This is a genomic window from Geomicrobium sp. JCM 19039 (genome assembly GCF_000698145.1).
Taxonomy (GTDB): domain Bacteria; phylum Bacillota; class Bacilli; order Bacillales; family Marinococcaceae; genus Geomicrobium_A.
In genome coordinates this window covers 83769-101838 of the sequence record NZ_BAXB01000003.1, presented here as the reverse complement: position 1 = coordinate 101838, position 18070 = coordinate 83769, and the positions used below count along the sequence as shown (strand labels likewise).

Sequence of the window (18070 nt, the reverse complement as noted above, 5' to 3'; positions counted from 1 at the left end):
CGATGAGAGACTCTTTTTTTCGCAAATTAAAATACCGTCAACCAGGAGTTATAGGAGAACAAGAAGCCGTAAAGTTTGCGGTAGCCTTACCGATTATGTACGAAAACGACGAACCAGTGCTGTTGTTTCAAGTGCGAAGCAGCAAAATGCGACGACAGCCTGGTGATATATGTTTTCCCGGGGGAAAAATCGAGACAGAAGACCTCACTTCAGTAGAGGCCGCTGCACGAGAACTAAGTGAAGAGACGGGCATCCCTCGGTCCAAAGCAGCCCATATCTCAAGTCTCGACCGTTGGTTGACCCCTTATGGGATTGTCGTGTACCCTCATGTATTTTTAATTGATCCAACACCACTCGCACCAAACGATGAAGTGGAGGAACTTTTTACGGTTCCGATTGCTGATTTATTAAAGCAAGCCCCGGAGCGAATTCCAATACCTCTACGTCCAGAACCTCCAGAAGACTTTCCTTATGAACGGATTGCTGGCGGGCGTAACTACCCATTTCGAACAGCAAAATTACCTGAGCTGTTCTATGAACATGAGGGGCGTCACATTTGGGGACTCACTGCGAGAATCCTTGAACATTTTCTCGAAGTACTTAATGAAAAAGACGAGTGAACTTTTGTTCACTCGTCTTTGTTTTGCCATTTTAAGCTACACGTCATGCAATACAACGCCCCAAAAAGCGTTGCTATCCATAACAATAAACCGTCTATAGAACGCATCCCTTTTGAAGATTCAGGGAGCAAAAAGCCGACTGATAAAAACAATGAAACGAGCAAAAACACCGCTGCAAACCGTTGATAATCTGTCGTTTTTATACGGATGTCTTTCGTATGTTTTGATTCCATATTCCCGACCACAACCTCCTCCGTACCATCGCTACCATTCTAGCATGTAAATGGGGACGCGGATGCAGGGAATTATTTCATGTCCATAACCATTGTCTGAACAAGATCTGCCGAGATTTTCGAAGCTGTGTTTAGAAACGATTCATACGACTGCAACGCTTCTTGTCCAGCGATATCGCTTAATGCGCGAATGATTAAGAATGGACAATCAAATCGGTACGCGACTTGAGCAATTGCTCCGGCTTCCATTTCCGTACACAATGCTCCTGGAAATTCCCTTTTAAGCTCATCAATCCTCGTTTCATTGCTCATAAATGAATCTCCAGATAATACGAGGCCCGGTTCAATTGATATGTTATTTTTCTTAGCAGCACCGATGACAGCCTCTTGGAGGTTGTGATCTGCAATGTACGCCGCAGGCATTGCTGGCACTTGCCCAAACTCATAGCCAAACACTGTTGCATCCACATCGTTGTAGCGGACTTCCGTTGATACAACGATGTCACCCACACTCATCGTCCGATCAAGCCCTCCTGCAACGCCGCTATTAACGACCACATCAGGTTTGTAAAGTTCAATCATGAGCGTCGTTCCGATGGCAGCGTTTACTTTGCCAATTCCTGATTTCATAAGTATGATTTCATTGTCGTACAGAAGCCCTTCATAGAAATAACAACCTGCAATCTCTTTTTCCTTTCGGTTACTCAAGTTTGCTGCTATCGTTCGAACTTCTTCTTCCATTGCCCCGATAATCCCAATCTTCACAACACCCATTCCTTCCCTACTTAGCACATTACGTAACAATAGCCTGAAGTTGTTCGTACAACGACAGGCAATCTGTTACTTCTTATTCTACATTTGTGACGAGCCAACCTTCGTCTTCAACCATTCCATCTCTACGCGATACGGGCTTCCTTCATAATACATCGTGCCTCGTGCCAATCCATGCCCACCATTATTTTCGATACGCTCAAGATAATCCCAATCTTCCTCAGGGATTCCTGTTGCATACTCCATCGCTTGCATCATTTCTGCACGGTTTTGAGTACCATCAGTAAATGTAAAATCTAATGATTCTTGCTCTGTACCAATCGGCTGGAAATCACCGTCTTCAGGAGGTGTAAGGGATGAATCGGATTCCTCTGAATCATTGTCTTCATCATCTTCTTCAATGGCGTCCTCTTCAATCGGTTCGGTAATATCTTCTTCGTCGTTTTCTGGCTCTGTAATATCAAGCGGATCTTCGTCTTCTTCGACATCCGACTCATTATCAACTTCTTCATCAACCTCATCATCGGCTACTTCTTCCGATTCAGAGAACAACAGGGTAAACATGAAAAAACCGATCAGCAAAACGACGACGCCAATGGATACGTTGAGCATGCGATTAATGGTTCGTTTCTTGCGCATATGAGCACGACTTTCACGTTGATACTGCTGGTTTTCATCCATATGTTATCACCTATTATCATCCATTCATTATACAAGACTATACTTGTACCCTTTATATTAAAGGATTTACTGATCGGATGAAAGGTTATTTTGTCGGAATTTTACTCTTCCCTATTGAATGCGGATAATTTCTACTTCCATATCCCCACCAGGCGTTGACACGCTTGCTCGGTCTCCAACCTTTCTACCTAGAAGACTTTGTGCCATCGGGGAGTCATTGGAGATCTTTCCTTCAAGCGGATCCGACTCTGCACTTCCGACAATCGTGTAGACTTCATCTTCACCGTCAGGTAATTCTTTGAACGTAACCGACTTTCCAAGTGAAACCTCATCATTGTTTCCATCGTCTTCAATGATTACAGAATTGCGGATCATATTTTCAATCTGCTAATTCGACCTTCAACAAATGCTTGGTCGTCTTTCGCTGTATCATATTCAGAGTTCTCGGAGAGATCCCCAAAGTCACGAGCGGTTTTAATTCGTTCAACGACTTCTTGCCTTCTCGTCGTTTTTAGGTACTCAAGTTCTTCTTCCAGCTTTTGTAAACCCTCTTCTGTCATGTAGTACTTTTTATCCTCTGCCATTTCCTAATCACTCCTCTAACTGGTAAGAAGAAAAGTACGAATTGCTTTCGCACTTTCCTTCTTATAACAATCATATCTACACGTATGCTAATCTGCTTTTATCATACGCATGTAACCATCAAATTACAAATATTTTCTATCATAATTTCTCGGCATTATTTGTCATGGACCGCTTGATCGAAACCGCCATTCCATCTCCAATGGTGTAATACGTTGTCGAGAACTGCGGGTGGTTACTTAGCCAGTCATTAAACGCTTGTAATTTTTTTACCATTTGTCGAAACCGTTTCGGAATGTCTAGGTCACCCGTCACATAGTCACGAAACAATACATTGTCGACAACCATTACTCCACCACTTTTTAAGCGTGGAGAAAATGCATTTACAAACGCTCGATTATGCCCTTTAGATGCATCGATAAATAAAAAGTCGAATGGTTCGCTCGATTGGAGTGTCTCTTCGAACTCAAAAGCATCTCCTTCTAAAATCGAGATTTGGCGGTCCATTCCGCACTGTGAGTGAAAATTTCTTGCCATACGAGCACGCTCACTGTCTCGTTCTATGGTGACGACTTGGATGTCTTGATGAACGTTCGCCATTTGTAAAGAAGAATAGCCAATCGCTGTGCCCACCTCAAGGATTCTCTTCGCACCTGAAAGTTGAATCATCTGCGTTAAGAAGCTTGTACTCCCTTGATCAAGTATAGGCACGTGATGTTCCTTTGCGTACTCTTCCATCTCTGTAATCATCGGAACATGTCGTTCAACCGATTTATTTAACTGGTTAACATATTGAATTCGGTCTGCACTCACGAGTCTTCGTCATCCTCTTCTGCTTGACCCTCAATCCATTCATCACGGTATTGTTGATGCACTTCGTTATGCTCTTCATACGTATTCGAGTAAATCACTTCACCACCGAAGCGAGCATAGAAGAATAGGTATTCACTCTCTTCTGGAGCGAATACAGAACGAATGGAATCCTCGCCTGGGCTTGCAATCGGTCCTGGTGGTAAGCCGCCGTATCGATACGTATTGTAAGGGTCTTCCGTTTCTAAATCATCAAACTCGTCATATACCGATGTTCACCAATGGCATACGCTACCGTTGGGTCGACTTCCAAACGCATGCCTTCTTCTAAACGATTATGGAGTACACCTGAAATTAACCGGCGATCTTCAGCTGTTGCGGCTTCTCTTTCAATAATGGAAGCGAGCGTCAATACTTCATGTACATTCAACTCTTCTGCAGGCCCGAAGTCACCGTTCTCTTCAACAATATCCGTTTGAACAGTTTCATATACTTGTGCCATTCGTTGCAACATGCTTTCAATCATTTCTTCAATTGGCGTATCTTCTTCTAGAAAATCATAAGCTGCAGGGAAGAGATACCCTTCAAGAGCGTAGCGAACATCACTGTCAAAAATATCGTCTTCGAGAAAAGAATACTCTTCATACAAGTCTTCCATCCACTCATCATCTGTGAGCACGTCCATAATGTCTTCTTCATCGTAGTCCGTCTCATCTGCAATGCGAACGGCAATTTGTTCAAGTTGATGCCCTTCTGGAATAATAAATGTGTGGGCATACTCTTCCATATATACACCGTCTTGCAAGGCATGCATCATGTCATCCATATCCATAGACTTGGATAACTCATAGTTGCCAGCTTGAAAACCGGTGAAGTTCTGATATCGGGCGTAATATCGAAAGATTGTTGCATTTTGTATAAGCTTCATCTTCCAAAATTTCCCCAATACCCGTCGCTGTTGAACCAATCGGAATTTCGACTTCAACGACTTCTTCACTGGAAGCATCCACCGGTGAAACCGCTGATTGAATGTAGAAATATCCATATAAAACTGCACCACCTATAAGCAACACCATGGCCCCTAATGTAATTAGTACAATTTTACGGACCTTTCTTGAAGTCTCAGCCCGCTTTGCTAACGGATCCGTTACTTTTTCATGTGGTTCTTCCGCCAAGAGGGTCCCCCTCCTCATTGTCCATAAGTCCTAAAGCGAAAAGAAATCCGGTCCAATATATCGGACCGGAAGATCTCATCCCATACTACTGCAGGTCGTTCTTATCGTCAACGAGCAGTGTCTCATCTTCTTCCAAGAGAGTTGCGATGGTTTCTTCAACAACTTCCCACTCTTCGTCCGATTCGATTTGATGCAATGTGTAGCCTTCAGGGTCATCCGCACTTTCTTCATATTGGAAAGCGAAGATCTCTACTTCTTCATCTTCTTCCTCTTCATCATCAACGACTGGGGTAACAACAACGTACGTCTTCTCTGTATCGTCGATTTCAAACGTAAACATCACTTCAAATACATGTTCTCCTTCACCATCTGGATCAGGAATTACAATTCGCTCATTATCTTCTAACATCTCATTCACCTCTATATTTTATTGCCTTTGTGCAGTATGGTCTAAATACCCTTGTAATATTAACACTGCAGCAATTTTGTCGACAACCTTTTTTCGTTTTTGCCGGCTCATGTCAGCTTCAATTAACGTTCGTTCGGCAGATTTCGTTGTTAGTCGCTCATCCCAAAATTCAACGACCACTTCGATTCGTTCTGCCAACTCCCGACCAAATTCTTGACATTTCTCAGCTCTAGGTCCTATTGAACCGTCCATATTCTTCGGCAAACCAATGACGACTTTAGACACTTCTTGTTCAATGATCAATGATCGAACCTCTTCCATCGTGTCGTCTTTGCTTTTCACGTGGATTGTTTGTAGGCCTTGCGCGGTCCAGCCGAAAAGATCGCTAACCGCTACACCAATCCGGTGATCTCCAATGTCTAGTCCTAGCGTTCTCATTAAGAGGACGGGTTGTCCTTCAAATAGTGTCGAACGAGCTCTTCAATAAGCTCGTCTCTCTCCAAGCGCCGAATAAGTGTACGAGCATCGTTATGCCTCGGGATGTATGCAGGGTCACCTGAAAGAAGATACCCGACGATTTGATTAATCGGGTTGTACCCTTTTTCATCCAATGCGTTGTAGACTGTGTTGAGTAGCTCCTGTACATCAACCTTCGCTGAATCATCCTGAACGTTAAACTTAACTGTATTGTCTTTAGAGCTCATGGAGGGCCACCTCATTTCTCGATTTCAACGCAATGCTTTGAGCGTATTGATCGTTTTCTACATTGTACATGATTTTTTCTATTTATGAAATGGAGCGAACAATCTCGGGAACCGCCTCGATCGCTTCTTGTAGCTTCTCTGGACGCTTTCCTCCAGCTTGTGCCATGTCCGGGCGACCGCCGCCGCCTCCGCCACAAATAGCTGCCGCTTGTTTGACGATGTCTCCGGCTTTGTATCCTTTGGCAATTAACTCCTTGCTGACCGTCGTAACGAGGTTTACTTTCCCATCTTTACTCGTTCCAAGCACAACAATACCTTCTGTGAGCTGTTGTTTCAACTCATCAGCAATTTGACGAAGTCCGTCCATGTCACGCTCAGGAACAATCCCAGCGACGACATGCACGCCGTTAACTTCTTTCTTTTCATCCAAAAGCTTCTTGGCATCCATGTTGCCCAATTTCGCAGACATGGATTCAATTTCTCGATCCTTATCTTTCAGTTCTTCTAGCAGTTGTTTCACGCGTCTAGGTACATCTTCGTTCGTTTTTACTTTGAGAAGTTGTTGGGTCCGATCAAGCAATTCCAACCGATCAACCGTATACTCATATGCACTGGTTCCAGTCACTGCTTCAATTCTGCGAACCCTGCTCCAATACCGCCTTCAGAGACGAGCTTAAACGTTCCGACTTCACCTGAACTACGCACATGACATCCACCACAAAGTTCAATGCTGTATTCACCAATGTGTACAACCCGAACGACACTGCCGTACTTCTCACCGAAAAGCGCCATCGCCCCTTTTGCTTTTGCCTCTTCGACCGTTGTTTCCTCAGTCATAACCCGATAATTGGCGGCGATTCGCTCGTTCACAATCTGTTCAATCTGCTTCATCTCTTCCTCTGTTACTTGCCCGAAATGAGAGAAATCAAACCGCAGACGATCCGGACCTACGTAAGAACCTGCCTGATTTACATGGTCGCCGAGCACATCTTTAAGTGCTTGATGTAGCAAGTGAGTCGCAGAGTGGTTTTTCTCCGTCGCTTTTCGCGCCTGTTCATTAATTTGTGCAAGAACAGGCTGTCCAACAGTCAGCGTCCCCCGAATGATGTTTACTTCATGTAAAGGTTGACCGTTCGGCGCCCGTGTCACCCCTGTCACTTCAGCTTGTAGACCTTCAGCTGCAATCGTTCCCGCGTCCGCCACTTGTCCACCGCTTTCAGCATAAAACGGCGTCTCTTCTAAAATGACAACTGCGGTGTCTCCTTCTTGAACATGTTCCACATGATCTTGACCGAGGACAATCGCTCGAACCGTCGTATTTGCTGCATAGTGATTATACCAACAAACGTGCTCTCTACGTCCAACGTACGCAGCGTCTCATTTTGACTTTGCATGGAGGCATCTTCTTTACGTGCAGCTCTCGCCCTTGATCTTTGTGCCTCCATCTCTGTCTCGAAACCGAGAGTATCAACAGTCAGATCCGCATCCACTACGTATTCTTCTGTTAAATCAACCGGAAAACCATACGTATCATACAGTTTAAACACATCAGCTCCGTCAACTTGTGCTTTGCCTTCGTTCTTTGCTGTTTGAATGACTTGATTTAACATGTTCAATCCATCCGAAAGGGTTTCATGGAAACGCTCTTCTTCACTTTGAATGACCTTTTGAATAAACGGCGTGTTCGCTTCCACTTCAGGGTAGTAAGCCTTCATGACATCACCAATGACGGGGACGAGTTTGTACATAAAGGGTTCGTCCAAACCGAGGGTTTGCGCATATCGAACCGCTCTTCTTAGCAACCTGCGCAGTACATATCCTCTGCCTTCATTCGACGGGAGTGCCCGGTCACCGACCGCAAACGAAACCGTTCTCGCATGGTCAGCAATCACTTTAAACGCTGTATCATCCGTGTCGTTGTTTCCATACTTTTTCCCTGACAGTTTCTCAGTTTCTTGAATGATCGGCATGAACAAATCAGTTTCAAAGTTCGTTTTTGTATCTTGAATGACCGACACGACACGTTCTAAGCCCATCCCTGTATCAATGTTTTGATTCGGTAGCGGCGTGTACGTATCATCCGGATTATGGTTAAACTGGGAGAATACAAGGTTCCAAATTTCTAAATAACGTTCATTCTCCCCACCTGGATACAATTCTGGGTCCGTCTCATCATTGCCATACGCTGGACCTCGGTCATAAAAGATTTCTGAGTTCGGCCCACTTGGCCCTTCACCGATGTCCCAGAAGTTCTCTTCCAGCCGAATAATCCGCTCGACAGGTAGGCCGATATTGTTTTTCCAATAGCCATACGCCTCTTGGTCTTCAGGGTGTACCGTCACACTAAGTTTCCCCGCATCAAAACCGACCCAGCGATCACTCGTGAGAAATTCCCAAGCCAACTCAATCGCTTCTTCTTTAAAGTAATCACCGATAGAGAAATTGCCGAGCATCTCAAAAAACGTATGGTGACGTGCCGTCTTTCCGACGTTTTCGATGTCGTTCGTCCGAATGGCCTTTTGCGCATTCACAATTCTAGGATTCTCCGGAACGACTCGACCATCAAAGTATTTTTTAAGTGTGGCTACACCACTATTAATCCATAACAAAGAAGGATCTTCGTGTGGAACGAGCGAAGCACTCGGTTCAACATCGTGCCCATTCTCCTTAAAGAAATCAATAAACATTTGGCGCACTTCAGCAGAAGTTAACGTCTTCATAACTCAAACCCCCAATCAATTTTTAAACACAAAAAAGCCCCATCCACCAAGGGACGAGACATATTCTCGCGGTACCACCCTCATTAAACGTCAAACAACGCTTCACTCGAATGCTTTTAACGCTGCAAGGCGGCAAGGTTTACTTGCACTCAGGAGTAGCTTTCAATCCATTACCCATCCCCTTCTTTCAGCCGTGGAAAGGATCTCTGTGAAAAGATAATGAATTTACTTGTTCCGTCGACATGTTCTCATATATGATCCTATTTTTAACGAATTCCCCCTCATGTCAAGGGCAGCGACGCTTGAAGGGGTTGATTGATCAAAAATGGCACGTTTAGAAGATGATTCATGAGGTAATTGGATAACAAAATGAATGATTATGAAGCTTTTTTCGTCGTCATCACTTGATTTGTTTAGGTAGATATGGTGAACGTTTGATTTCCTTAATGTGACGTGTGCTAAGTCAGTCGGAAAACTGGACGACGTTCTCTATGGACTCTTTAGGTAGCTAAAAACGTTTTTTTATTAAGCTTTTCCCAAAAGAGCCTTGATTGGAAACAGAATTACCTGCCTATGCGCGTTTTGACGTCATTTTGATTCCAATCGATGGACGTCTCCTTCCAAACAAGCGTTTATGGAAGCAAATCGAGCCCACTACAAATAATGAACGACAGTTTATTTCCAACATCCCTTTTTTATTGTCTCCCTCATATAGCCCAGTTTACGTCGCACACTTAGCCACTTTACTCGGCAACAAGACCATTTATGTTGGATTTGAATTGAGCGTGATGTGCTATGGGTAGATTTCCTCAAATTTGATCGCGCATCCGACTGAAATCGTATCATGGGTGTTTCTATGGAAAGATATCGAGTATCTATAGTTCGAATTTTCACCCGATACACTAAAAATCTATGTGGAGATTTCACCAAACTAGCTTCACGAGCCGCTGCTCATTTCCTACACGATCGTCCACATCATCTTGTTCGTTCATTGATTGGCCACGTGGCAAATCACTACGATCTCAAAATCATGAACAGAGATGAACATATGAACCGAGCACCCGAACCCTTGTCTTTTTTCATCCGTTACTCGTTGCCCGCTCTTCTAGGTTTCGTTTGTCATCGGCATGGACAAAGCCGATGTAAAAGGAGTCGACACGATTCAATTTCAAAATGAGCAGATGAGGCTCAACGAGCTTCCGTAAACAAGAGAGCAAATTATTTTGCTCCCACACTCACTTGTGCAAAATTTGCTATACTGAATGTAAAAAAAGAGAGTGAGAACCTAATGCAAAACTACATTTCCCTCTATGAACAAGTATTTGAAAAGCTCGACATCGGCATCCGGATTATTAATACGCATGCTGAGCCGATTGTTTATAATGCGAAAATGCGCGATATTGAGTCGATGACGATTGCAGACTTTTCTGGCCGCTCATTAATGGATGTGTTTCAATTTAAAAATGAGCAAGAAAGTCGCCTCCTTCGTGCGCTAAACAATGGAGAGCGGACAAAAAACCAAAAACAGACGTACTTTAATTCTCATGGAAATGAAATTACAACTGTGAATCACGTATACCCATTAAAAGACGGTGCAATCACGATCGGTGCGGTTGAAATCGCGACGGACATCACGCGTATGGAGAAGATGCTCCGAGACCAACATCAAAAGAAAGATTCCAGACTGTACATTTTTGATGACTTAATCGGCGACTCCGAGTCGTTCGTGCACGTCATTGACCAAGCGAGACGTTCGGCACGCACGTCATCAAACGTTTTGATCATTGGGGAAACCGGGACGGGCAAGGAATTGTTTGCTCAAAGTATTCATAGCGCGAGTGATCGAAGTGACCAACGCTTCATCGCACAAAACTGCGCCGCTCTTCCTGACGGGTTAATCGAAGGCATTTTATTTGGCACGAGCAAAGGGGCGTTCACCGGCGCGATTGACCGACCCGGCTTGTTTGAACAAGCAAATGGCGGAACGCTCCTCCTTGATGAAATTAATTCTTTACCTCTACATTTGCAACCGAAGCTTCTCCGGGTAATCCAAGAACAAAAGGTGATGAGAATCGGGGAAAGCAAAGAGCGAAAAATTAACGTGCGCCTCATTAGTACGATGAATGAAGACCCGATTGACGCGATTGCCGATGAGCGACTCCGAAAAGATTTATACTACCGGTTAAGCGTCGTAAGCTTGTTTATTCCAGCATTGCATGTGCGCGCCAACGACATCCTTACACTAGCGAACTTCTTTCTCGCTCGCTTCTCCAAACAATTTAATGTTCGAACCGATCAATTGTCACCTGCCGCTGAAGAAGCACTAGCTGCGTACCATTGGCCAGGGAATGTCCGAGAGCTCGAACACGTTATTGAAGGGGCATTAAATGTCGTAAATGGTGAGCACGAACTTCTCCCCTCCCATTTACCTACTCACTTTCAAAACCAAAAACCAAAAATACCGACAGTCATATCCGAGCTCGACGGTGATGAAACATTACAACAAAGGCTCGCGCTCATTGAGAAACAGTTTATTGCAAAAGCGATGGACGAATCGGCTCACAACATCACTAAAGCTGCAGCCAAACTAGGCATGAGCCGACAAAACTTACAATACAAATTATCGAAACACCACGCCCGCTGACGCAAAATTTTATTCGATAAATCGCAAATATTTTTGCGTCCATCATACAATTTCGCGAAAAAAATGCCTCATCTCCTGTTTTTAAAGATTGGCACAGTTCTTGCATTTAAAAGTAAGCGAACGCAATTACATTAGAGGAGTGATACAATGGTCGTTCCATACACACATGAACCATTCACGAATTTTCAAGAAGAAGAAAATAAAGCTGCAATTGAGGAAGCGATTCGTTACGTCAAAGGTGAGCTCGGGAAAGAATACCCACTCATTATTGGTGGCGAGCGCATTACGACAAATGAAAAGATCACTTCAATTAATCCTGCTGACCATAGCGAAATTATCGGTACGGTATCCAAAGCTTCTAAAGATCTAGCTGAACAAGCGATGGAAAAAGCACAAGAAGCGTTTAAAACATGGAGCCGTTGGACACCTGAAGCACGTGCGAATGTGTTGTTCCGTGCCGCAGCAATTTCTCGTCGTCGTAAGCACGAATTCTCTGCTTGGATGGTTTATGAAATCGGTAAACCTTGGAAAGAAGCGGATGCCGATTCCGCTGAAGCGATTGACTTTTTAGAGTATTATGCTCGTCAAATGATTGAACACAAAGACGGCGCGCCAATTAACAGCCGCCCGATTGAACATAACCAATTTACGTACTTGCCACTTGGCGTCGGTGTAACGGTTTCACCTTGGAACTTACCATTCGCGATCATGGCTGGAACGACTGTAGGACCAATGGTTGCAGGGAATACAATTCTATTGAAACCAGCGAGCTTGACGCCAGTTACTACGTACAAATTTATGGAAGTGCTAGAAGAAGCCGGCATGCCTGCCGGTGTCGTCAACTTCATCCCAGGTAGCGGAAGTGAAATTGGCGATTATCTCGTTGAGCATCCGAAGACTCGTTTCATTAATTTTACCGGATCTAAAGAAGTCGGAACGAGTATTTTTGAGAAAGCTGCTAAAATTCAACCCGGCCAAAACTTCCTCAAGAAAACGGCGATTGAAATGGGTGGAAAAGACACGATCATCGTTGATCGTGAAGCGAATTTAGACATCGCTGCCGAGTCGATTGTACAATCTGCGTTTGGTTTCAGTGGGCAAAAATGTTCAGCTTGTTCGCGTGTCGTTGCGCATGCCGATGTATATGATGAAGTTATTGAGCGCGTAAAAGTACTCACTGAAGAAATAACCGTTGATGCACCTCAACATGCAAGCACATACATGGGGCCGGTCTGCGAAGAGTCCGCGTTTGATAAGATCTTAGACTACATCGAAATTGGGAAACAAGAAGCTTCCCTCGTCACTGGTGGTACAGGCGACAAAGAAAAAGGATATTTCATTAAGCCGACAATCTTTAAAGATGCAGATCCGAATGCACGCATTATGCAAGAAGAGATTTTTGGACCTGTCGTCGCATTTTCAAAAGGCTCATCGATTGATGAACTTATTGACATTGCGAACAATACTGATTACGGCCTAACTGGAGCGATCATTTCTGACAACCGCGATCACCTGGAGAAAGCACGTCATGAATTCCACGTCGGTAACCTTTACTTCAACCGTGGCTGTACAGCTGCGATTGTAGGGTATCAGCCATTTGGCGGTTTCAAAATGTCAGGGACGGATACGAAAGCAGGCGGACCAGGATACATCCTCCATTTCATGGAGCCAAAAACTGTATGTGATCAATTCTAATTGGAGAGCACAAGGCTCATCGTCAAACGATGAGCCTCTCTCTAGTAAAAAGGGGTATACGTATGCAAAAACTTAACCGCGACTTCTTCTTATACTTATCGAAAAACAAATTGCTCAATAAAAATGCCAAACGTTGGGGCCTTAAACTTGGTGCCTCCAAAGTTGTCGCTGGTCTCACCCTAGAAGATGCCCACGCTCGATTGCAAGAATTGAATGAAAGCAACCGTTCAATTACGTTGGACCATCTCGGTGAATTTGTGTTTGAAGAGTCTGAAGCCATTGAAGCTTTTGAATCCAGCATGGCAGCATTAGACTTTTTACATGAGCATGAGATTGATTGCTATTTGTCAGTAAAATTGACAAAATTAGGACTTGATGTTGATGAGGATCTTTGTAAATCCCACATAAAACAATTGCTAGAAAAAGCTAAAGAACACGGATCGATCGTGAACATTGATATGGAAGATTATTTGCACTACGAGCAAACGATTCGAATCATCGAGGAACTGCGTACATCATTTGATAACATCGGAACGGTGTTGCAAGCGTATATTAAAACAGGCGTCGAAGATACCGATCGTCTTAAAGGGATGAAGCTACGCTTCGTTAAAGGTGCTTACAAAGAGAGTGCAGATGTTGCCCTCCAAGAGAAGCAAGCGATCGATAAACAGATGCTTGATATGATAAAAACCCACCTCAACAACGGGGGGCATACGGCGATTGCGACTCACGACCATCACATTATCGAACATGTTAAAGCATATGCCGAAGAGCAAAGCATTCCTCGTGAGCAGTTTGAATTTCAAATGCTTTACGGTTTTCGAAATGACTTGCAACTTTCACTCGTTGAAGAAGGGTATCAAGTCCGGACGTATGTCCCTTACGGAAAAGACTGGTATGGCTACTTCATGAGAAGATTGGCAGAGCGCCCACAAAACCTTGCCTTTGCCATGAGAGGTCTGCTTTCAAAATAATAGCCAAACGGTCAAAAGGAACTTCTGAGTAGTCAGTGAGTTCCTTTTTCGTTTCTTTCGACTCGACACAGACGATCGGTTAGCTTTCCGAACTCCCGACTTTCCTCTCCTCCCGAAGCACGTGTATCACGTGTGAGCCGATGACAAATAACGGCACCGAAAGTAACAAGCCAATGATTCCTGCGAACTCATAGCCAATGAGAAGTGCAAACAAAATCATTAACGGATGCAGGTGAACACTCTTTCCAACGATAAAAGGCGACAGCACATTCCCTTCAATCTGTTGAATCACTAAAATGACAACGAGGGTAAAAAGTGTCGTTTGCCACGATATCGTAAACGCGATGACAAGGGCAGGAACGGCACCTAAAATGGGGCCAAAATAAGGAATTAAGTCCATCATCCCTAAAAACAATCCTAGCACAATCGGGTATGGCACACCGACAAGCCACAGACCTATAATTGATAAAACCCCTACGCAAACGGAGACGAGCAACTGGCCACGAATATAGCTACCAAAAGCATGGTCCGCTGCACCGACGATCATTACACCCGTTTCCCGGAACCGTTTAGGAATAAGAAAAACAGCCGCTTTCTCAAATATTCGAAGGTCTTTTAGTATGTAAAATGTAGCAAAGGGTAGTAAAAACAAGAAAGCAATGCCTTCCAGGATTAAGCGCCAGCGGTCAAATAATCCTTCTACGAAACTCGCCCCTTCCGCTTCCAATCGTTCTACACTGTTTTCAACTTGGTTGTGAAGAAGTGGCGGCAGCTGATCAACTTGTCGGTGAAACGAACCGATCCCACTTTCAACATGCTGCATCCAGGCTGGCAATTGTTCAACAAATTCTTTTGCTTCCCTAAAAATAACCGGACCGGTTGCGATGAGTAACCAAGCGCCACCCCCGAAAAAAAAAGGTGTATATGATAAGCACCGAAAGCACTCTCGGGGTGCCCTTTCGTTCTAAAAAATCAATTACAGGATGTAGCAAATACGCAAATAAACCTGCTATGATAAATGGAATCGCAACCTTGATGATGCTTACAATTACAGGCTTCCAAACGGGGGTGAGTAGATACACGATGTATACGAATGCGACACAGATCATTGCGACTAAAGCTCGGTAAAGCCACTTCTTTTCACTGTCCATTCGCTCACCCCTTCAATGCATTAGGATGAACGAAACCCCATGGTTTATACAAAAAAGACACAAACCGCATGGTTTGTGTCTTTTCTTTTTAAAATGCGTTACGATACGCTTTGCGCAAAGATTTCACATGCTTGTTCTTTTTCATCTTTTGCATCCAACGCTTATGACTCCGGTCGTGGGTATTCATCATATAAATCGCTGCACCTACGGTCCCAATTCCTGCCACGAGCAATGATGATGACTCTTATTCATGAACGCCGACCTCCATTTATTAAAACTACCGGAAGCTAATGAGATAACGCCTATACTTTAGCTGTTTGAATGTTCCTCAAGACATCGACTTCTTTCATCTACAGAGAATACGTCATCTAACGAGCTTAGTGAACCGTCCTCTTCAACTTGATAGACAGAAAGTGTCTCATCTTGAACAACGAGTTCAATACAACACTTCCAACAATAATATTGATTTGTACCGATTTTACCTATATTTTTCCACATGCAATTCGGGCAATGCAAAGGAAGTGACCTCCTCGTAAAACAACTTGTTTTACAAGAATGGTCAAAGTAAGGCAATTGTAAACATCGCTACCGGGATTTTTAGTTTCCGCTTTTCGTCTCACTTTTATGATTGGCAGTTGCTTCCTCGAGGTGGGAGAGTCGCGATGGCAGATTGGAGTATCGGGATTGTCTGTCATTGTTTTCGACTGCATACACGAAAGCCCGCTCTTCACCTACCATAATCAAATAGTCTCGCGCACGAGTAATTGCTGTATACAAAAGGTTCCTTTTTAACATTCTCCGATACCCCATCGTCAGTGGCACGATCACGATCGGAAATTCACTACCTTGTGCTTTATGGATTGAGGAGCAATACGCAAGCATAATTTGCTTTAAATCTTGACGCTCATAAGCCACTTCTAATTGATCAAAACGAATAATGACTTGATCTTTTTTGTTATCGGTGTCTTTCGCGCGCCGGATGGCTACAATCTCTCCACGGTCACCGTTGTAAACATTTTCTTCTGGGTTATTGACGAGCTGCAAAACGATGTCTCCTACTCGATACGTTTGGTCTCCATAATCCATCGATGATTTCCGAGGTTTTGGTGGGTTAAATAACGCTTGTAGACGTTCATTTAACGCATTTATTCCTGCTTCACCTCGATACATCGGCACGAGGACTTGCAAATCTAGAGGGGAGTATCCCCTTTCCAGCGCTTTACGACACACTTGTTCAACGAGGGGAAGGACTGTCGCAGCCTGACCTGGAAAAAACGCACGATCAGCGAGCGGTGTCTTAAAATCGGCTGGCAATCTCCCCTCTTTCATCGTATGAGCAAGGTTCGTAATTGAAGATCCTTCCGCTTGTCGATAAACGAGGGATAAACGAACAGCTGGAATTTTATTTGAACGTAACAAATCACTAAGTACTTGCCCTGGACCTACAGACGGCAACTGATCTTCATCACCAACGATGATCACTTGCATGTTTGCAGGAATGGCTTTAAACAGTTGATTGGCGAGCCACAAATCAATCATCGATGCTTCATCAACGATAAGCAGTTCACCTTTAAGCGGTGAATCTTCGTCACGTTCTGTAAACTCCTCTTCATCCCCCCGCCAGCCAATCCACCGGTGAATTGTATAGGCCGGCCTTTCTGTCGTTTCGCTCATGCGTTTTGCTGCTCTTCCCGTTGGTGCTGCCAATAAGACGGGAGACTTTTTGTCTGTTCGTTCACTCCAACCACGGAGTCGACTAAACATCTCGACAATGGCCCGGATCACTGTCGTCTTACCTGTCCCAGGTCCACCTGTAAGAATCATGATTGGCGAGGAGAGCGCCATCTTGACCGCTTCTTTTTGTTGTTCCGCATAAGAAATTGCATACGTCTCTTCCATCTTGCCAAGCTCTTGTAGAAACAGATCTTCAGAAAACGTCTCGATATCATCACGAACACTTAGGCGTTCAATATTAGTGGACAAGCCTTTTTCAGCGAAATATAAAGACGGCAGGTAACAGCGGTTCTCATCAACAGCAGCTACACCGTCTTCAGCTAGGTGAACAATACTCTCTTCAAGGTGATGAGTTTCAGCAAATGGAGAACGATAATTTAATATTGTTTTCGCTTCCTCAATCCATACTTCTTCTGGCAAGTAGACGTGTCCGACAGTATGGCTTGTCGCTTCAAGGGCGTGTATAAGCCCCGCTTTCAACCTCTCTGTATCTAACGCTTCAATGCCAAGGTTCATACCCAGTTCATCGGCTTTTTGAAAGCCGATGCCTTCAATGTCATTCACAAGCTGATACGGTTTTTGCTCAACAATTCGAAGTGTGTCCCCACCGTATTGTTGGACGATTTTTGTCGCGAGCTCCATCCCAAAACCATACGTCATGAGTTTACTCATAAACATCGCTGACTCTTGTTCTGACGCTAACTGTTCTTCGAGCACTTTGCGTTGTTCACGTTTTAAACCCGGAACTTTTTGTAAGCAGGTCGGATCTTGAATCATTTGATCTAGCGCCTCGTCACCTAACGTTTCTACGATTTGTGACGCCGTTTTGCGGCCAATAGACGGAAAGCGGTCACTGGAAAGGTATTGAACAAGCGCCGCTCCCCCTTTTGGCATATGCTTCTCAAAGGATTTAGATTGGAATTGTTGTCCATACTTTGGGTGCTCTTTAAACGTGCCATGAAATGTGAGGTGCTCTCCTTCAGGGGACGTAGGAAAATGTCCGAGCACGGTTAACGTTTGTTCGCTTGTGTTCCGGCTCGCTTCTGAAACATCAACGATCATCACCGTATATCCATTTTCTTCATTGCGAAAGATCAATTGTGTCACTTCTCCAGTAACAAACGGCCGCTCGTCTTTTTCCGTCATACGTTCCCCCCCATTCCTTCA

General features: G+C 44.2%; 20 protein-coding genes, 4 pseudogenes and 1 other annotated feature. Of the genes and pseudogenes, 4 read left to right on the top strand and 20 right to left on the bottom strand.

The features are described 5' to 3' along the window. Positions 1–2 precede the first annotated feature (2 nt). Positions 3–620, top strand: a complete 618-nt coding sequence (locus JCM19039_RS04650; protein WP_042424392.1) for a CoA pyrophosphatase — start codon at positions 3–5, stop codon at positions 618–620. 8 nt (positions 621–628) lie between these two features. On the opposite strand, the gene JCM19039_RS04645 is transcribed toward JCM19039_RS04650, so the two are convergent. From JCM19039_RS04645 to JCM19039_RS24210, 15 genes and pseudogenes are all read right to left on the bottom strand, one after another. After that, the gene (locus JCM19039_RS04645; protein ID WP_193744142.1) at positions 629–865 is read right to left on the bottom strand and encodes a YrhC family protein; all 237 of its coding nucleotides are present in this window, start codon (positions 863–865) and stop codon (positions 629–631) included. 60 nt (positions 866–925) lie between these two features. Continuing rightward, positions 926–1627 carry a 5'-methylthioadenosine/S-adenosylhomocysteine nucleosidase gene (gene mtnN, locus JCM19039_RS04640; RefSeq protein ID WP_307190158.1) on the bottom strand — a complete coding sequence of 234 codons (702 nt, stop codon included), beginning with the start codon at positions 1625–1627 and terminating at the stop codon, positions 926–928. A 78-nt stretch (positions 1628–1705) separates the two neighbouring features. Beyond that, positions 1706–2305 (bottom strand): DUF1510 family protein, encoded by a 600-nt coding sequence (locus tag JCM19039_RS21550; protein WP_052398510.1) that lies wholly within the window; start codon positions 2303–2305, stop codon positions 1706–1708. A 111-nt stretch (positions 2306–2416) separates the two neighbouring features. Further along, a pseudogene (gene greA, locus JCM19039_RS04630) lies at positions 2417–2889 on the bottom strand (transcription elongation factor GreA). A 139-nt stretch (positions 2890–3028) separates the two neighbouring features. Beyond that, positions 3029–3700, bottom strand: coding sequence for an O-methyltransferase (locus tag JCM19039_RS04625; RefSeq protein ID WP_042424386.1), 672 nt, complete (start codon positions 3698–3700; stop codon positions 3029–3031). A 113-nt stretch (positions 3701–3813) separates the two neighbouring features. After that, a pseudogene (locus tag JCM19039_RS26325) lies at positions 3814–3891 on the bottom strand (hypothetical protein); the annotation flags it as partial. A 50-nt stretch (positions 3892–3941) separates the two neighbouring features. Then, positions 3942–4625, bottom strand: a complete 684-nt coding sequence (mltG, locus tag JCM19039_RS04620; RefSeq protein ID WP_255343625.1) for an endolytic transglycosylase MltG — start codon at positions 4623–4625, stop codon at positions 3942–3944. Further along, positions 4543–4872, bottom strand: coding sequence for a hypothetical protein (locus JCM19039_RS25130; RefSeq protein ID WP_238544921.1), 330 nt, complete (start codon positions 4870–4872; stop codon positions 4543–4545). Before JCM19039_RS25130 ends, mltG begins: the two co-directional genes overlap by 83 nt. A gap of 85 nt (positions 4873–4957) precedes the next feature. Then, positions 4958–5281 carry a DUF1292 domain-containing protein gene (locus JCM19039_RS04615; RefSeq protein ID WP_042424384.1) on the bottom strand — a complete coding sequence of 108 codons (324 nt, stop codon included), beginning with the start codon at positions 5279–5281 and terminating at the stop codon, positions 4958–4960. Positions 5282–5299: 18 nt separating this feature from the next. After that, positions 5300–5719, bottom strand: coding sequence for a Holliday junction resolvase RuvX (gene ruvX / locus JCM19039_RS04610; protein WP_042424382.1), 420 nt, complete (start codon positions 5717–5719; stop codon positions 5300–5302). Continuing rightward, complete coding sequence (locus tag JCM19039_RS04605; RefSeq protein WP_042403928.1) at positions 5719–5985, bottom strand: IreB family regulatory phosphoprotein; 267 nt, start codon at positions 5983–5985, stop codon at positions 5719–5721. Before JCM19039_RS04605 ends, ruvX begins: the two co-directional genes overlap by 1 nt. An 82-nt stretch (positions 5986–6067) precedes the next feature. Continuing rightward, positions 6068–6610, bottom strand: a complete 543-nt coding sequence (locus JCM19039_RS27775; RefSeq protein ID WP_373975007.1) for a DHHA1 domain-containing protein — start codon at positions 6608–6610, stop codon at positions 6068–6070. Then, on the bottom strand, positions 6607–6777 hold the full coding sequence (locus JCM19039_RS27770) for a hypothetical protein (RefSeq protein WP_373975080.1): 171 nt from the start codon (positions 6775–6777) through the stop codon (positions 6607–6609). The genes JCM19039_RS27775 and JCM19039_RS27770 overlap by 4 nt, the downstream gene beginning before the upstream one ends. A gap of 318 nt (positions 6778–7095) precedes the next feature. Then, positions 7096–8672: pseudogene (gene alaS / locus JCM19039_RS27765) on the bottom strand (alanine--tRNA ligase); the annotation flags it as partial. 79 nt (positions 8673–8751) lie between these two features. After that, positions 8752–8955: a binding site (T-box leader), on the bottom strand. An 829-nt stretch (positions 8956–9784) separates the two neighbouring features. Beyond that, a complete protein-coding gene (locus JCM19039_RS24210; protein WP_193744141.1) occupies positions 9785–9922 on the bottom strand; it encodes a hypothetical protein in 138 nt (45 codons plus the stop codon). 71 nt (positions 9923–9993) lie between these two features. Here JCM19039_RS24210 and JCM19039_RS04595 point away from each other — a divergent pair, with 71 nt between their 5' ends. The 3 genes from JCM19039_RS04595 (at position 9994) to JCM19039_RS04585 (ending at position 14018) form a co-directional block, all read left to right on the top strand. Further along, positions 9994–11349 (top strand): sigma-54-dependent Fis family transcriptional regulator, encoded by a 1356-nt coding sequence (locus JCM19039_RS04595; RefSeq protein WP_152550082.1) that lies wholly within the window; start codon positions 9994–9996, stop codon positions 11347–11349. Between the two features lie 147 nt (positions 11350–11496). Beyond that, positions 11497–13044: an L-glutamate gamma-semialdehyde dehydrogenase gene (pruA, locus tag JCM19039_RS04590; protein ID WP_042424377.1), complete on the top strand. Its 1548-nt coding sequence runs from the start codon at positions 11497–11499 to the stop codon at positions 13042–13044. A gap of 62 nt (positions 13045–13106) precedes the next feature. Then, positions 13107–14018, top strand: a complete 912-nt coding sequence (locus JCM19039_RS04585) for a proline dehydrogenase family protein (protein ID WP_042424374.1) — start codon at positions 13107–13109, stop codon at positions 14016–14018. A gap of 79 nt (positions 14019–14097) precedes the next feature. Here the strand turns inward: JCM19039_RS04585 and JCM19039_RS04580 are convergent. The 5 genes and pseudogenes from JCM19039_RS04580 to JCM19039_RS04565 all read right to left on the bottom strand — a co-directional run. Further along, positions 14098–14916, bottom strand: a pseudogene (locus JCM19039_RS04580) (AI-2E family transporter); the annotation flags it as partial. Further along, positions 14879–15127, bottom strand: coding sequence for an AI-2E family transporter (locus tag JCM19039_RS27760; protein ID WP_373975078.1), 249 nt, complete (start codon positions 15125–15127; stop codon positions 14879–14881). The pseudogene JCM19039_RS04580 and the gene JCM19039_RS27760, both read right to left, overlap by 38 nt. Positions 15128–15257: 130 nt before the next feature. Continuing rightward, the gene (locus tag JCM19039_RS24205; protein WP_193744140.1) at positions 15258–15401 is read right to left on the bottom strand and encodes a hypothetical protein; all 144 of its coding nucleotides are present in this window, start codon (positions 15399–15401) and stop codon (positions 15258–15260) included. Between the two features lie 77 nt (positions 15402–15478). Beyond that, complete coding sequence (locus tag JCM19039_RS04570; protein ID WP_042424368.1) at positions 15479–15667, bottom strand: hypothetical protein; 189 nt, start codon at positions 15665–15667, stop codon at positions 15479–15481. 99 nt (positions 15668–15766) lie between these two features. Continuing rightward, positions 15767–18049 (bottom strand): ATP-dependent RecD-like DNA helicase, encoded by a 2283-nt coding sequence (locus tag JCM19039_RS04565; protein ID WP_042424364.1) that lies wholly within the window; start codon positions 18047–18049, stop codon positions 15767–15769. Positions 18050–18070: the final 21 nt, after the last annotated feature.

Bases quoted from the DNA above. Each gene is read 5' to 3' on its own strand.
- JCM19039_RS04585 (WP_042424374.1), top strand. From the start codon at position 13,107: ATGCAAAAACTTAACCGCGACTTCTTCTTATACTTATCGAAAAACAAA.
- JCM19039_RS21550 (WP_052398510.1), bottom strand. From the start codon at position 2,305: ATGGATGAAAACCAGCAGTATCAACGTGAAAGTCGTGCTCATATGCGC.
- JCM19039_RS04605 (WP_042403928.1), bottom strand. From the start codon at position 5,985: ATGAGCTCTAAAGACAATACAGTTAAGTTTAACGTTCAGGATGATTCA.
- JCM19039_RS04650 (WP_042424392.1), top strand. From the start codon at position 3: ATGAGAGACTCTTTTTTTCGCAAATTAAAATACCGTCAACCAGGAGTT.
- JCM19039_RS27770 (WP_373975080.1), bottom strand. From the start codon at position 6,777: ATGGCGCTTTTCGGTGAGAAGTACGGCAGTGTCGTTCGGGTTGTACAC.
- JCM19039_RS04570 (WP_042424368.1), bottom strand. From the start codon at position 15,667: ATGTGGAAAAATATAGGTAAAATCGGTACAAATCAATATTATTGTTGG.
- JCM19039_RS04615 (WP_042424384.1), bottom strand. From the start codon at position 5,281: ATGTTAGAAGATAATGAGCGAATTGTAATTCCTGATCCAGATGGTGAA.
- JCM19039_RS04565 (WP_042424364.1), bottom strand. From the start codon at position 18,049: ATGACGGAAAAAGACGAGCGGCCGTTTGTTACTGGAGAAGTGACACAA.
- pruA (WP_042424377.1), top strand. From the start codon at position 11,497: ATGGTCGTTCCATACACACATGAACCATTCACGAATTTTCAAGAAGAA.
- JCM19039_RS27760 (WP_373975078.1), bottom strand. From the start codon at position 15,127: ATGATCTGTGTCGCATTCGTATACATCGTGTATCTACTCACCCCCGTT.
- mtnN (WP_307190158.1), bottom strand. From the start codon at position 1,627: ATGGGTGTTGTGAAGATTGGGATTATCGGGGCAATGGAAGAAGAAGTT.
- mltG (WP_255343625.1), bottom strand. From the start codon at position 4,625: ATGAAGCTTATACAAAATGCAACAATCTTTCGATATTACGCCCGATAT.
- JCM19039_RS04595 (WP_152550082.1), top strand. From the start codon at position 9,994: ATGCAAAACTACATTTCCCTCTATGAACAAGTATTTGAAAAGCTCGAC.
- ruvX (WP_042424382.1), bottom strand. From the start codon at position 5,719: ATGAGAACGCTAGGACTAGACATTGGAGATCACCGGATTGGTGTAGCG.